Raw genomic sequence first — 14,394 nt, 5'->3', positions numbered from 1 at the left:
GGTAGTGGTTCAGTTTGAAAAACCGCCTCTCCGCGAACTCTGCGTTGCATTCTCTGCGTTCTCTGCGTGGAAAAAAACCTTAGCAAAGATTCCACGCGGAGAACGGAGAGAGTTTCGCAGAGATCGGAGAGACGATCACAATTTGAAACTGAATCATTACTGCCTGACCACAAAACTTTACAAATCGTTTGGGAACCTTCCTTGCCCTATTGGTGTCTAAACAACCAGCGGACGGCACCGCCGCTGGGAGGATAGGAAATGTTTGATCGATTGATAATTACCGAGCCTGAAAAGGCCAATATCAAAAACCGTCGAGGTTACTTCATGGTGTCAACCTTTGGTGTCGGAATTGCCCTGTCCGTAGCGGTGGTTGTCAGCATATTTGCGGCAGACTTTACCTTGGGTACGAACGACTTCGAGATCACTACGCTGTTGGCCCCGGTTAATATCGCCCCGGCTGCGCCCGAGCCGCCGCGTCAGCAGCCGCAGCCGCAAACGTCGGCACCGACGACGAACAAGCTCCCGACCCGTGTCGCAAATATCCAAAATATCATCGAGACGCCCCGCGAGGCGCCGCCGATCTCCGCCACGCCGAGCACTCTTAAGGCACGGCCGGAAACAGGCCGTTTTGAGATGGGCAAACTTGACAGCGATCCGGTACTGCCGGGCACCAGCGGCCGCGATACAACGGGAACCGGCACCGGGCCTTCCGGCGGAGGCCTCACGCCGAGTTCGACCGTAGCTGAGACAAAGCCTGACCCAATTCCGCCGCCGCCACCGGTGAGATCTCCGACGCCGGCGAGAAAGCTCGTGCAGTCAAAGGGCGTCGTCAACGGTCTGGCAACCAGCCTTCCGCGTCCGCATTATCCGCCGGCGGCCAAAGCGATGCGGGCCGAGGGTGCGGTCAGCGTTAAGGTCCTCATTGATGAGGCGGGACGCGTGGTCTCGGCAAATGCCGTAAACGGCCATCCGCTTCTGAGAGACGCCGCAGAATCTGCCGCAAGAGATGCCAGATTTACGCCGACAATGCTGTCCGATGTGCCGGTCAAGGTCAGCGGCACGATCGTATATAACTTCAGCCTGAGCTAAGTCTGATAAATTATCGATCAAGCGGCGGGCCCGACGGCCCGCCTTTTTGCGCCCAAAAACTCGATCAGTCCGTCCGTGTCCAGATCATAGACCGGCACATCGAAGGCAGCTTTTAGGTCCTCGTATGTCATGCCGTCAATAAAGATCGGTTCGTCTGATTTGATCGTGACGCTCGGAATGATGATGAGATCACCGCCGACCTTGTCCTTGATCGCGACAAAGTCTTGCCCCGAAAGCAGCCCCGCTACCGACACGTCGCCGCCAAAATAGTTGTTCGGGACGCCAATGACCTCCAGTTGCGAGCCGGTCATTGCGTTGTATTTGTCGATCTGCTCGCGCAATATCGGCGCGAACATTTCCCCAGTGAGCAAGGCGGCAGAACCGCCGGCGTAAGCGGGTGGATGGACCCTCTGACGAACAACGGCCGGGCTGATCGCATCAGCATGTTCACGGCCATCTCGCCGTCCTCGTGACGCAGAGTCGGGCTTGCTGAGAAACCGTTCAAACTTCTCGATAAATGTCCGCACCATCCCGACACCGTCCTCGATCTGCGGATAATTTCCGTATTGACGACGCGACGGTATGTCGATGCCTCCCTTGATGTATATCTCATCGCCGAGAAATGCGAATGTCGTCCCGAGCGCGCGGCGAAACTCTTTTTGCAGTTTCTCGATCTCGCGAACCGTGCGGCGACAGAACTCGGGCGTGACACGTGTGAGCCGTTCATCGGTGTTATAGCGAGTCAGGGCGACTGGGACGACGGCAGCTGAGATCACTTTTGGAAAATGCGCGGCGAGGTCGCGGAGCGTATTCTCCAGCACCACGCCGTCGTTGATCTCGGGGCACAGCACGATCTGGGCGTGGATCTCGATGTCATTATTGAGCAGGAATTGCAGTTTGTCGGCGATGTCGGCACGCGATTCGTCAACGCCGAGCAGGTATGCCCGCGTTTTAAGGTCGGTCGCGTGGACCGAGACGTATTGCGGCGACAACCGCTGTTCGACAATTCTGTGCATCTCATCGTCGGTGATCGACGAAAGAGTTGTGTAGTTGCCGTAGAGAAATGAGAGCCTGATGTCCTCGTCGCGGACAAACAGCGACGGCCGGGCGTCATCGGGGTTGCCTTTGCAGAAGCAGAAAATGCACTCGTTGGCACACTGCCGCGGCACGATCTGCTCGAACATAAGCCCGAGGTCCTCGCCCTCTTCGCGATCGAACTCGATCTCGACTGAGTGGCCATCGGCCTTTTTAACGTGAAATATCAGGTCGGTCTCGCCGGCCGTTTGAAACCGAAAGTCAAGATAGTCACGCACCGCGCGGCCGTTGACCTTCGTGATGCGGTCGTGCGGCCGGAGCTCAAGCTCTTCGCCGACACTGCCCGGCGTGACCTCGGTAATAATCACGCCCGGCCGGCGGAGCTGAGTAACGGCAGGTGTTACGGCAAACTCGTACATTCAGTCCTTAAGCTATATGTTCGGTTAGGTTAACCACGGTTAGAGTCATCCCGAACGCGGATAAACGGATCGAGCGGAAAAGTCCGGATCTTCTTAAGTCTGATCCGATCTTTTCCGCTCGATCCGTTAAATCCGCCTTCAAACTTCTACCCCACAGATGCCGCTTTAAGATCGATCAGAGAATCGAGCGGCGTGTATTCGAGGCCCTGCGATGTAGCAACCGCCTCGTAGGTCAGCTTGCCGGCGTAGGTATTGACGCCCTCTGCCAGGCCGGCGTCGTCCTTGATCGCCTGCTCAAAGCCTTTATTCGCAAGGTCCAATGCATACGGCAGCGTGGCGTTGGTCAGAGCAAACGTCGATGTTCTCGGCACTGCTCCCGGCATGTTAGCGACACAATAGTGCAGCACGCCTTCCTCGTAATAGGTCGGATTCGAGTGCGTCGTCGCATGCGTCGTCTCAAAGCAGCCGCCCTGATCGACGGCAACGTCCACCAGCACAGCTCCCTGCGGTATCAGGTGCAGCATATCGCGTGTGACGAGTTTCGGTGCCGCCGCGCCAACGACCAAGACTGCTCCGATCACGAGATCGGCATGCGAGATCGCTTCCTCGATCTGATACCGTGACGACGCCAGCGTCTGGACCTTTGATAGGAAAATGTCGTCAAGCTGCCGCAGCCGGTCGAGGTTTCGGTCGATGATCGTGACCTTTGCCCCAAGCCCGACAGCCATTTTTGCAGCTTCGGTTCCTACAATCCCACCGCCGATGATGACCACATTTGCCGCAGGCACGCCCGGCACACCGCCAAGCAGGATGCCCTTGCCGCCATTCATCTTTTCAAGATACGTCGCGCCGACCTGAACCGACATGCGGCCTGCGACCTCGGACATCGGTGTCAGCAGCGGCAGCTTGCCGTCCTTGATGATCGTCTCGTAGGCAACGCCGGTGACTTTCCGCTCGAGCATCACCTTGGTGAGCTCGAGTTCCGGTGCAAGGTGCAGATAGGTAAAGAGCAGCTGGTTCTCACGCATCCTGGGATATTCGGGTGCAACCGGCTCCTTCACCTTGACGATCATATCGCCCGTCTGCCAGATCTCATCTGCCGTATCGAGCATGTGGCCGCCGGCCTTGACATACTGCTCATCCTTAAAGCCCGAGCCCTCACCCGCTGTCTTTTGCACATAGACCGTATGCCCGGCAAGCGTCAACGCCTGAACGCCCGCAGGCGTCAGGCCGACACGGTATTCGTTGTCCTTTATTTCCTTCGGTAAACCGATCTTCATTCAGATTCTCCAGATATTATTTCTTCGATCCAAGCAAACGGTAATTTTAGCAGTTTTCGCAAAATAATCAGAACGCGTCAGCGGTATGCTGAGAGAAATCCCAGACCTTGTTTCGCCATCGAGGTTTCTCTATCATTGACTAACGGGCCACGCGAATGAAACGTGTTTTTCTCATCGACGCCATGTCGCATATCTATCGTGCATTCTTTGCACCGATGGGCATGCGGCAGGACCCGCTGCGAAACAGTAAAGGCGAGGTAACGCAGGCGGTCTTTGTCTTTACTAACATGCTCCGCAAGCTGCTCAACGACGAGCGGCCGGAATATATCGCAGCGGTGTGGGACACGTTCGCACCCACGTTTCGGCATGATTCCTACGCCGATTACAAGGCGAACCGGCAGGAGACGCCGGACGATCTCCTCACTCAATTGCCGTGGGTCGAGCGGGTTTGCGAGGCGTTTGGGATCAAGAATCTCCGCCTCGACGGCTACGAGGCGGACGACATCATCGGGACCCTCGCAAAAGAGTGCGCGGCAAAGCAAATGCAGGCCGTTATCGTCTCAAACGATAAGGACCTGTGCCAGCTCGTGACCGATCCATATGTGATCGCCATGCGGCAAAACTCGGTCAATGTAAAACGCAAAGTGCCCGTCCCGCCCGTCGAGTGGTGCGACGAGGCTTGGGTCATCAACAAATTTGGAGTGCCGCCGGACAAGATCATCGATCTGCTCGGCTTGATGGGCGATTCGGTCGATAACATTCCCGGAGCTCCCGGCATCGGTGCGAAGGGTGCGTTAAAGATCGTTCTCGATTACGGCTCCGCCGAGGAAGCGATGCGGCGTGCCGACGAAATAACGCACAAGACCTATCGCGAGAGCCTGCAAAATAACCAAGAGATCATTCGCCAATCGCTCGAACTCGCAACGATCCACTGCGAGGTGCCGATCGATCTCAATCTGGAAACTCTAAAACGTGTCGAATCCGACCGAAAAGCGGCGTATGAGCTGTTTCACGAGCTTGAATTCAAGACCTTGATGAAGGAATTCGGCGACGGTGCGGCCGTCTCGGTCGGTGCGGCAGCGGGAACCGGCAGCGGCAGTCTTTTTAACAGCCTACCGAGCCACACGGGCACGGTAGATACGAAATATTCGATCATCACGACGCGAGCCGCATTCGACGTTCTGATACGACGATTGTTCGATAACACGCAGTGGAGCTATCACGTCAACGACGCCAACTCGAACGAAAAGTCGAGTGCTTACGATAAACAGGCGCCGCTCGGCGTCGCGATCGGCCTCGGCAACGGCGAGGCATTCTATATCGACCTCGATAATTTTGAGGACGCCGGTGAAAAGGCCGTCAGGCCGCTCGGCGACATTTTGACTAATCCGTATTTCGACCGCTACGCGCACGATGCGAAGCGAAACGCCGCCGCGCTTCTCAAGCTCGGCATCCGGCCGCTGCCGGCGAATGATGATGTGATGGTCGCTGCGTATCTGCTTGATCCTGGCCGTTCGAATTACGGTATCGACTTTCTCGCGCAGGCGTATCTTGATACCGACCTCGCGCACGCTATTCCGGACGGTTTTGACGAGGCGTCGTTCCGCGTCGCCGAGACCGCCGATCTGACCGCTCGACTCGCGCCCATTCTGCGAAGCAAGATCCGTGAGAATGGTCTTGAACGCGTGTATTCCGAGATCGAGATGCCAACCATTGATGTCTTGCTGGACATCGAGCTCGCCGGAATGAAGGTCGACGGCGACGATCTGACGAAATTCTCAAAGGAGATCACCGAGAACCTTGCGGAACTGAGCAAACAGATATTCTCGCTCGCGGGCCGCGAGTTCAACATCGGCTCCCCAAAGCAAGTCGGCGAGGTGTTTGGCGAGCTAAATATCGCCACCGGCAAGAAGACTGCAACCGGCCAAATATCGACCAGCCACGATGTGCTCGTCGAGCTTGCACAAACCTACGAGATCGCGCAGCTCATCATCGATTACCGCGAGATGGACAAGCTCAAGGCGACTTATGCCGATGCCCTGCCGCGAATGATTCGCGACGACGGCCGCGTCCACGGATGTCTGAACCAGACCGTAGCCGCGACCGGCCGCCTTTCATCGACCGAGCCGAACCTGCAGAATATTCCCGTTCGCACCGAGCTCGGTCAACAGATCCGCAAGGCGTTCATTCCCGAAAAAGGCAACAAGCTGATCTCGGCGGACTACTCGCAGTTGGAATTGCGCATCCTCGCCCACATCACGCAGGACCCGAATATGCTCGAGGCGTTCAAGAACAATGAGGACATTCACGCACAAACGGCCCGCCTGGTCTTTGGAGCAAAGGACGAGAAGGAGATGAAGGAGAAACGCCGCCTTGCGAAGATAGTGAATTTTGGCATCGCCTACGCCGTCGAGGCGTTCGGCCTGTCCCAACGGGTCGGCATCTCACGCGCTGAGGCACGAAAGGTGATCGACGATTACTTTGAAACCTACAAAGGCATTCGCGAATACATGGACCGAACGCCGGAGGAAGCGCGAAAGAATGGCTTTGTCACTTCGCTCTTTGGCCGCAGGCGATATTTCGCCTCGATCAACGACCGCAACTACACCGTTCGCAGCCGCCAGGAACGCGAAGCGATCAACATGCCGATCCAGGGCACGGCCAGCGATATTGTAAAGATCGCCATGATCCGTGTCGCTAACGCATTGAAACAGGACGATTTAGCGACGCGTATGATAATGCAGGTCCACGACGAACTGCTCTTCGAATCGCCAAAGGCCGAGGTCGAGCGTGCGTCCGAGATCATCAAACGCGAAATGGAATCCGCCGCCGAGCTCGACGTCCCGATCGTCGTCGAGGTCGGTGCCGGCGACAATTGGATGGATGCGAAATAGGATCATCGCCCTATCGCAATCCCGTCGTTATCAACAGTTGTCGGCCATCAAATTTCACCACCGGATATCGACTCGGGTCGCTTGGGTCACCTTCCCAATTTCGCGTTGCGATGACCTGCCCACTGCGGCCCACAACGAACTTTACCCGTCCTGTCGCCGGAATTTTTATACGAACCTCTCGCCGGCCGCCCGGCGGTATCTTGTTGCCCGGGCCGAATGTCTCGCCCTCGACGAAGATATGCGCGGGCTCGGACGACATGTTCTGAAAGACGGCCGTAACGTATGCTCCCGCAGCCGGCGGCGGCTTTGAGACAACTGGCGTCCCGCCGGATGGATAGCCGTCTATCATGGCATGCCCCATCCCGCCGCTTGCCGCATTCTGAGCCCAGCTTGCCGGCTCGGAATCGATGATCGTATATGTCCCGGCCGGCAACACTAGATTTGGGTGCACGGTCCACAAAGCGTTTTTCACGCCGCCCTGTCCCGGGGACCCGGTCGCCTGCCATGGCCCGAATACCTGCCCGGTGGCGGAGCGTATCGCGATCGTGCCCGGATGGACCGTTCCGACGGCATTGTTCCAGTGATACGTCGATACCGACGTGATCATGTATGGAACGGGCAATTTGAAAGTGGTCGGTTTCGTGGGCCGGTTTTGCACCCCGTAAATGTTCCCGCTGTTGAAGATCTGTTTGGCCTTTCCGGGTATCGGCGTGGCCTCGGGCGCAGGCTTCGGCGTTGGTTTAGGTGTTGTTGCCGGTTTCGGCGTCGGCCTTGGTGTTGGCTTGGGTATGGGCTTCGGCGTCGGTTTCGGCGTTGCTTTGGGCGTGGGCGCGGGCGTCGGTGCGGCTCCCGGGCCGGTGAGCGGAGGGCCGTTGTACGGCACCTTTGTCCAACCGCCTTTCTTAACGATCGAAAGACTGCCGATTATGGCCGTTGCCTCGGACTGAGCGGCTGTAGCATGCGACGTGAGAAATGCTTTTAGCGTATTTGTCCAGCAACCGCCGCCGCCGGCGCTGTATCCTACCTCGACGACATGCCGGCCCTTGAATGCCCACCCGATGCCTCCGACCGAGACCGATTCCGCCCTAAACCCGGCGTCCGACCAGCCACCGGCGTACCACGCGACACTGGAATGGACCATCTTTCCCGTAAAACCGCTAATATTCAGTGGCGTGACCTTTGTCGTCTTGCCCCAGGCCTTGTTAGATGCGGTGATGTCAGCGATCTTCCGGTCGATCTCGTCGCGGCTCGGCGAACGCCAGTTATCGAGTTCGCCCCACACCTCGGCATTGACGACGCCCTCCCAGCGGCATTCACCGGCTGCATAAGAGCTAGCTTTCTGACGCTTGAAACGGAACTTCTGCTTGTCGCCGCCACCTTCCCAAACGCCGGGCACGCTACCCGAGAACTCGTACTTCGATTCGTCGATCTCAGCAGGCGTCGGGCTCGGGCTAGCCTTTGGCTTCACCCGCACTGTGTGCTCACCATGAGCTATAACGTTGTCCTTGCCCATGAACGGCACGACCAAGTCGACCGTCACCGTGTAAGGGATCGCCTCAGTAGGTTTGAACTTCAGGGTTTGCCCATAGACGGCGTCGCGGCGCGGTATTCGCCAGCGGAATTTTGCTTTGAGCTTCTTGTCCAGGACCACGTCGAATTGTTTCTCAATATGTTCGTAAGGCCTAGCAGTGATCGTAGCCTCGTCGCCCAAAGTGATCTCGTCAGGACCCGTCATATCCAGTTCCCAGTCGAGTTGGGGCACAATCTCGGCAAGGTACATAAGCATGCGCAGGTCCTCGCCGCACTTTCCGCCTTTGTAATAGTTCGTAAGGTGCTCGAGGTTTGCATAGAAGCCGGTCAGGGCCTGTAGATTTCGGTCGTGCTTGTTACCGCCGGCGAAGTCTCCGTTCTCGCCTTTCTTCAGAGCCTTTTCGACCTCTTTCCAGGCTGAGATCGCAGTACCAAGCGGCAATTCCTGTTTTGAAAGTGCAATATCATGTGCAAACCATGGAACAAGCGCGTCGGTCACTTTGTCCTGATATTCGGAATTCCTCTCCGACGCCGGGTTAGCACCGCCGTTTGACGCCTGCTTTACACCGTTGAGCCACTCGATGTGGTGGGTAACCTCATGCAGCATCGTTTGGCGGCTGGGCATGCCTATCCGTTTCCTCGGATCGAACCTAAAGTAGATGTATGCATCGCCCATACTGCCCCATGGATCGTAGTGCGACGAGTTTGCCCCCGACGAGTTCTTAACAAGCCAAGCCGATCCATCGTTTCCAACGACGATCTCCTGGATGTTTCGGTTTAGCGCAGCGACGAACTTGTCGTAATCGCCGATGCTGAAACCTCCGCTTTCAAAGCACGTTCCCTTCATTTGTTCGAGGTACGTCTTGATGCCTGCAAGCACAGCTGATTTGATGTCCGCGCGAGATACTTCGACCATGCCCTCAACACTTCCGGGTTGGCCCGACCGGTAATACGACTGCGTGAATACTGGAGAGATGATGAACCACGAGACTACCAATGTGGCAGTAACAGTACGCCCTAAAAACTTCATTGCGGCCTCCATGCCCGAGAGGCGTCCAGCCGTCATCCCACTCATTGAGATCCGACTTAACGCACCTCACCCGGGCCTTTTACTGTTTTCTAATGCACATCCTGTGCCTGTAATGAAAGGAACGCAGTGCCCTATCGACCGCTCATTTGTGCCGCTTCGTGATCTAATAGGCAAGGCAGAACCGGAAATAACCCGCGAAGAGCGCGAAATTCTACGCGGTGATCAAAAATTGCAGCGATATTCTTGAGCCGGTCCCGTGGCCTGTATAATCACACTGTTCATCAATATGAACTTAAACGAGATGCAAAGTGAAAGAACGCGGGTTCGCCGGCTGCCGAATCGCGGCAATTACGAGCGCGAGACGATCAATGCGATCCTCGATGAGGCGTTCATCTGCCACGTCGGGTTTGTCGTCGACGGCCAACCGTATGTGATACCGACGGCGTATGGCCGGATAGGCGACGATCTGTTTATTCACGGCTCGGCGGCGAGCCGGATGCTGCGCGAGATGTCGAAGAGCGTCGATGTCTGCGTGACGGTCACCATCGTTGACGGGCTGGTGCTTGCGCGGTCTGCGTTCCATCATTCGATAAACTATCGCTCGGTCGTGATCCTCGGCAAGGCGACGCTCGTGACGGAAGCAGAAGAAAAGAACACAGCTCTCGAAGCCATCACGGAGCACATCGTGCATGGCCGCTGGCCTGATGTCCGGTGGCCAAATGAAGTGGAACTCAAGGCAACAAGCGTCATCAAGCTGCCGATCAACGAAGCCTCGGCAAAGGTCCGCACGGGCCCGCCCGTGGATGACGAAGAGGACTACGCAATGGATGTCTGGGCCGGCGTCGTGCCGTTGTCGCTTGCTTACGGCCCGCCGATAGCCGACGACAGGCTTGCAGACGGGGTCGCGGTTCCCGAACACGTCTTAAACCAATCCCGAAATGGCAAAGCGTAGCGACGGTTACGGCTGGGTGATCGTGGGCATTTCAACGTTCGCCCTCGTGATAAGCAACGGCCTTGCCGTCGGCGGCCTGCCACCGTTTTACAAGCCGATACGCGAAGAGTTTGTCGCCATCGGCGCCGTCGATGCCGCACACGCTGAGAGCTTTATCGCCAACGCCGCGAACATCACGTTCCTGATGTCGGGCGTCTTTTCATTGATCGGCGGATGGCTGGTGACGCGTTTCCGGCTCAAGCCGCTGATGGTGATCGGTTGTGTTCTGCTTGGCGGTGGTCTGATACTGCATTCGCAGGCAGCGACCGCCAACATGGTCTATCTCTCGCGTGTCCTTATGGGGGCGTCGCTGGGTTTTATCGGCGTCGCTCCAAATGTTGTCCTCGTGTCGCGATGGTTCACCAGGAAGCGCGGCACCGCGCTCGGCATAGCTCTCACCGGCACGAGCATTGGCGGTGTCATCATTCCTCAGATCGCACAGCCGCTGATCGCGGCCTACAATTGGCGTTCGGCAATGCTGGCGATCAGTATGCTCGTTTGGGTCGTGCTTCTGCCGGCGGTCTTGATCCTGGTCAAGGACCAAAAACGCGGCGGGCCCGCTGAGCAACCTACCGCTGAAGGGATGACCTTGGCCGATGCCCTCAGAACGCCGCTATTCTGGGCCCTGGCCGCGTGCGCCGCGCTTGTCTTTTATCCGATATTTGTCACAAGCCAACAGTTTATTCTTTACCTTCAGTCGCCAAAGATCGGCCTCTCGGCTGAGACGGCAGCTTTTGCCCAATCGGCACTCTTCGCGGTGAGCGTGGGCGGAAAATTTCTTGCGGGCTTCTTTAGCGACCTCTTTCGCTCAGTTCGCGTAATGGCCGCTTCGGCGCTGCTGATGCTGGCAGCGTCGTTCGTTCTGCTGGCATTGACGGCGTCAAACTGGGCATGGTTCTTGCTGCCGTTCGCGTTGGGCTATGGCGGCACCTTTGTGTTGATCCAGCGGCTGACCGCGGACCTCTTCGGCCGACGCGAGGCCGGAAAGATACTCGGCGTCATCACACTGATCGAAGTGATCGGGGCCGCCATCGGCGGCCGTATTACCGGTCACCTCGCCGACCTGCACGGCGGCGATTACACAACGGCGTTTCGCGCCGTTATCGTTGCTTCCGCTCTCGCCTTCGCCGCATCCCTGCTCGTGATGTTCCTATACCGAAAGAGGCTCTCGATGGACGAGAGCCTCTAGAGAGGTGGTGGAGATGAGGAGGATCGAACTCCTGGCCTCGGCATTGCGAACGCCGCGCTCTCCCAGCTGAGCTACATCCCCGGAAGAATTGATAGTTTAGAATCGAGAATTGAGAATTTCAAGCCAATTCTCCATTCTCAATTTATTGAGTTCCGGCCGGCAATAGTGAGCCTTTCGGATCTGATGCAAAAGCAAAACCGTCCTCGATCTTGCCGATGATGCCGTGAAAACTGATATCCTCGCCCGATACGACAACTACCACGTCACCGGGGCTGACCTTCTTTTCATCGACGGCAAACTTGATGACCGTCGCATTACCGTTCTCCTGAGCGGCGGCCTCGTATTCAAAATCGTCGGCATTAAAGCTCAACGTCTGGCAAAAAGCAACTTCCATAATCTGAGGTTAATTGATGCCTTTGCACTTGTCACTTATCAGGTATCACTTATTCCGAAGTAAGTGATAAGGAATAAGTCATAAGTGAAAGGATACGGTGATCGCGTCGTGGTCCGAGAGAGGTTCCCCGGCATCGTTTACCAGGCCGCCGATCGTTTGCGGCGACGTGTCGGACGCCGGTTCAATTCCCTTCCCCGCAAACCAATCCAGCCTCACGGACACGCCGCCGCCGACGCGGCCGGCGGCCCAGAAGATAAATTTGAAGCACCATTCAGGCACCCAATCGCGGAGGTTTGTGTTCTTTTCGATGCTGTCAATGTGATAGTGAAGCGTGCCGACGCCGGGTTCGTTGAACGCTTTATATTGAAACCCGCGCGATCCGAGATCGGTAAACAAGCCTTTTTCAAAATATCTGTCGGGATGCGGAAAGTGGTTCTTCGCAACATTCTTGACGCCCATCATCACGCGTCGCCAATAGCCGAGGATCGCGTGCGTCGCCGTCTGGGCATTGAACGTTGTCGTATTCCAATCGCCGCCAATTATAGTCGGCAGCGGCGGCAGCGTATCTAGATGGTCGAGGATGATGTTCATCTGCCGCCTTCGATGCTCACGCGAGCAGTGCACGTCGAGATGCACTGTCACTGCCCGAAACGTCCCCGCTGGATGCTCAATATCGGCGATCAAAGCTCGCAGCCAGCCTAGCCGCTTTTCCTTGCCCCACATCTTGTCTTTGCCGTTCGGCAGCGGCACAGCGTGAACATTCGCCATCGGCCACGGCGACATCATCGCCAGGCCGTGGATCGACAACGTATTCTCGCCCTCCATCTGGGCCTCGACGCCGCTGCCTTTCTGAAGTGCAATGTATACAGGTGCGAACGCATAGTTCAGCCCCAGTCGCTTTGCCAATTCCGTTGGGACAAACCGATTGCCGCTCCGTGCCATGCCGTGGTCGAGTTCGGGCAGCATCAGCACGTCTTTGTTCGTCAATGCCGGATGCGTCGCCAACGCATTGGCGATACCGTCAAATTGAATGCCGCGTTCAAGATTCCACGCAAGCGCGTGCAAGGCAGAACCGCCTGCGTAAGCGGGCGGCCAGTTCGAATCGCTAGCGGCTGGTTTCCGTCTAGGTGACTCTTTGCCAGCGAACTGACCGCCCGCTGACGCAGGCGGTTCTGACACTACCGCATTCATTATCCGCTCGACCTCATCGCGAACCTCCGGCCACAACGATGACGTCTCAAGCTCAGGTTTAGAATCGAACTTCAAAAGTTCGGAAAAATGTCTGTTCAGGTCGTGTTCGAGGATCGACGGCGGGCCGGCAAAACTGCTAGTCGTCATACCTCTCTTTTACGGGCGCGACGGCGAGAAAATCCGCAGAGATACGGTCCGTGTAAATCGAGATGAGTTCGTCGATCCGTTTCTGCGTCTTTGAGCGAAAGATCAGCCCGACATGCTTTGGTTTATCGACGCGGTAAACGATCTCTTCGTCGCCGTAACCAGAGGTGTCGGGCTGGTCAACATTTGCGAGGGCGAGCGTGATGCCGGCAAACTCCTTGCGTAGCTTTGGCAGCAAGTAGGGCCGTTCGGCGGTCGCGGTTTCCAGTTTTGCCCATTCACGCCATAGGTTAAAACCGCAGGCGTGCTCGAGGACGTTGGCGATATAGGCGCCGCCTACGCGGCATGCGACCTCGAGCAAATAGAACTGGCCGTCCGCCTCGCTCTGCAGGAATTCCGCATGCGAAACGCCCTGATCATAGCCGAAGGCCATCAGCAATGCGTTATTGAGAACTTCGAGTTCCTTGCGCTCTTTCGACCGGTACGACACGATCGACGACGAAAACACGCCGCCGTAATGCGATACCTTGAATGGCGTCGTGCCGTATTGGCTCACGCCGCACGCCGCGACCTTACCGTCGGCGACAACAGAATCGACATGAAAAACGCGGCCCTCGATAAACCGCTCGATCAAGAATTGCGACGGGTGATCGCGCCAGTTGTGGCGGTTGTCGAGATCATTCAAAACGCCCCAGACCTCATCGGCCGTCTCGCATTTGCGGATGCCAAAGGCCGACACCTCGTGCCGCGGCTTGACGATCCACGGCCCCGGAACGTCCTCGAGATACTTACGGATCTCATCCTGATTAAACGCGCCGATAAACGCCGGGCACGGTATGCCCGCATTTCGTGCGAGATTTCGCATCGTCAGCTTGTCGCGAAACCGCCTGACGAAAGAACTCGTCATGCCGCTGATCTGCAAATGTTCGCGCGTCAAAGCAGCGGTAATCACATCAAATTCGTCCAGGCCCACAACACGGTCAATATTGCGAGAGCCTGCGAGATTCGTCACCGCGCGGACGTAATCGACCGGCTGCGCAATGTCATCAACGGTTTTGGCATCCGTGATCGCGTCCCATGGCCATGCTTCCTCGAGCAGCTTCTGCCGCGTCACGAGCGTTACGTCCCAACGGGCCGCGCGGGCCTCTTCGAGAAACTCGTTCCCCTTGTGTTCGCTTGCGATGCAGACAATATGTTCAGCCATACAA

General features: G+C 56.9%; 10 protein-coding genes and 1 tRNA gene. 4 read left to right on the top strand and 7 right to left on the bottom strand.

Annotation, left to right across the window (positions count from 1 at the left end):
- Positions 1-258 precede the first annotated feature (258 nt).
- The gene (locus tag IPM59_07315) at positions 259-1,089 is read left to right on the top strand and encodes an energy transducer TonB (GenBank protein ID MBK9215397.1); all 831 of its coding nucleotides are present in this window, start codon (positions 259-261) and stop codon (positions 1,087-1,089) included.
- A 17-nt stretch (positions 1,090-1,106) separates the two neighbouring features.
- On the opposite strand, the gene IPM59_07310 is transcribed toward IPM59_07315, so the two are convergent.
- A complete protein-coding gene (locus IPM59_07310; GenBank protein MBK9215396.1) occupies positions 1,107-2,543 on the bottom strand; it encodes a DUF512 domain-containing protein in 1,437 nt (478 codons plus the stop codon).
- 146 nt (positions 2,544-2,689) lie between these two features.
- Entirely contained in the window at positions 2,690-3,823 is a 1,134-nt protein-coding gene (gene ald, locus IPM59_07305) for an alanine dehydrogenase (protein ID MBK9215395.1), read from the bottom strand.
- A 155-nt stretch (positions 3,824-3,978) separates the two neighbouring features.
- On the opposite strand from ald, the gene polA reads away from it, so the two are divergent.
- Positions 3,979-6,717: a DNA polymerase I gene (polA, locus tag IPM59_07300; GenBank protein MBK9215394.1), complete on the top strand. Its 2,739-nt coding sequence runs from the start codon at positions 3,979-3,981 to the stop codon at positions 6,715-6,717.
- Positions 6,718-6,727: 10 nt separating this feature from the next.
- On the opposite strand, the gene IPM59_07295 is transcribed toward polA, so the two are convergent.
- Entirely contained in the window at positions 6,728-9,313 is a 2,586-nt protein-coding gene (locus IPM59_07295; protein MBK9215393.1) for a hypothetical protein, read from the bottom strand.
- Between the two features lie 250 nt (positions 9,314-9,563).
- On the opposite strand from IPM59_07295, the gene IPM59_07290 reads away from it, so the two are divergent.
- Positions 9,564-10,229, top strand: coding sequence for a pyridoxamine 5'-phosphate oxidase family protein (locus IPM59_07290; GenBank protein MBK9215392.1), 666 nt, complete (start codon positions 9,564-9,566; stop codon positions 10,227-10,229).
- Positions 10,216-11,457: an MFS transporter gene (locus IPM59_07285; protein MBK9215391.1), complete on the top strand. Its 1,242-nt coding sequence runs from the start codon at positions 10,216-10,218 to the stop codon at positions 11,455-11,457. Before IPM59_07290 ends, IPM59_07285 begins: the two co-directional genes overlap by 14 nt.
- 5 nt (positions 11,458-11,462) lie before the next feature.
- Here IPM59_07285 and IPM59_07280 read toward each other — a convergent pair.
- From IPM59_07280 to IPM59_07265, 4 genes are all read right to left on the bottom strand, one after another.
- A tRNA-Ala gene (locus IPM59_07280) sits at positions 11,463-11,538 on the bottom strand.
- Positions 11,539-11,599: 61 nt separating this feature from the next.
- The gene (locus tag IPM59_07275; GenBank protein MBK9215390.1) at positions 11,600-11,851 is read right to left on the bottom strand and encodes a hypothetical protein; all 252 of its coding nucleotides are present in this window, start codon (positions 11,849-11,851) and stop codon (positions 11,600-11,602) included.
- A 78-nt stretch (positions 11,852-11,929) separates the two neighbouring features.
- Complete coding sequence (locus IPM59_07270; protein MBK9215389.1) at positions 11,930-13,189, bottom strand: hypothetical protein; 1,260 nt, start codon at positions 13,187-13,189, stop codon at positions 11,930-11,932.
- Positions 13,179-14,390, bottom strand: coding sequence for an ATP-grasp domain-containing protein (locus IPM59_07265; GenBank protein MBK9215388.1), 1,212 nt, complete (start codon positions 14,388-14,390; stop codon positions 13,179-13,181). Before IPM59_07265 ends, IPM59_07270 begins: the two co-directional genes overlap by 11 nt.
- Positions 14,391-14,394: the final 4 nt, after the last annotated feature.

Source organism: Chloracidobacterium sp. (assembly GCA_016715795.1).
GTDB lineage: Bacteria > Acidobacteriota > Blastocatellia > Pyrinomonadales > Pyrinomonadaceae > OLB17.
The sequence above is the reverse complement of the archived record's forward strand: the minus strand, read 5'-3'. Positions and strand labels throughout refer to the sequence as shown.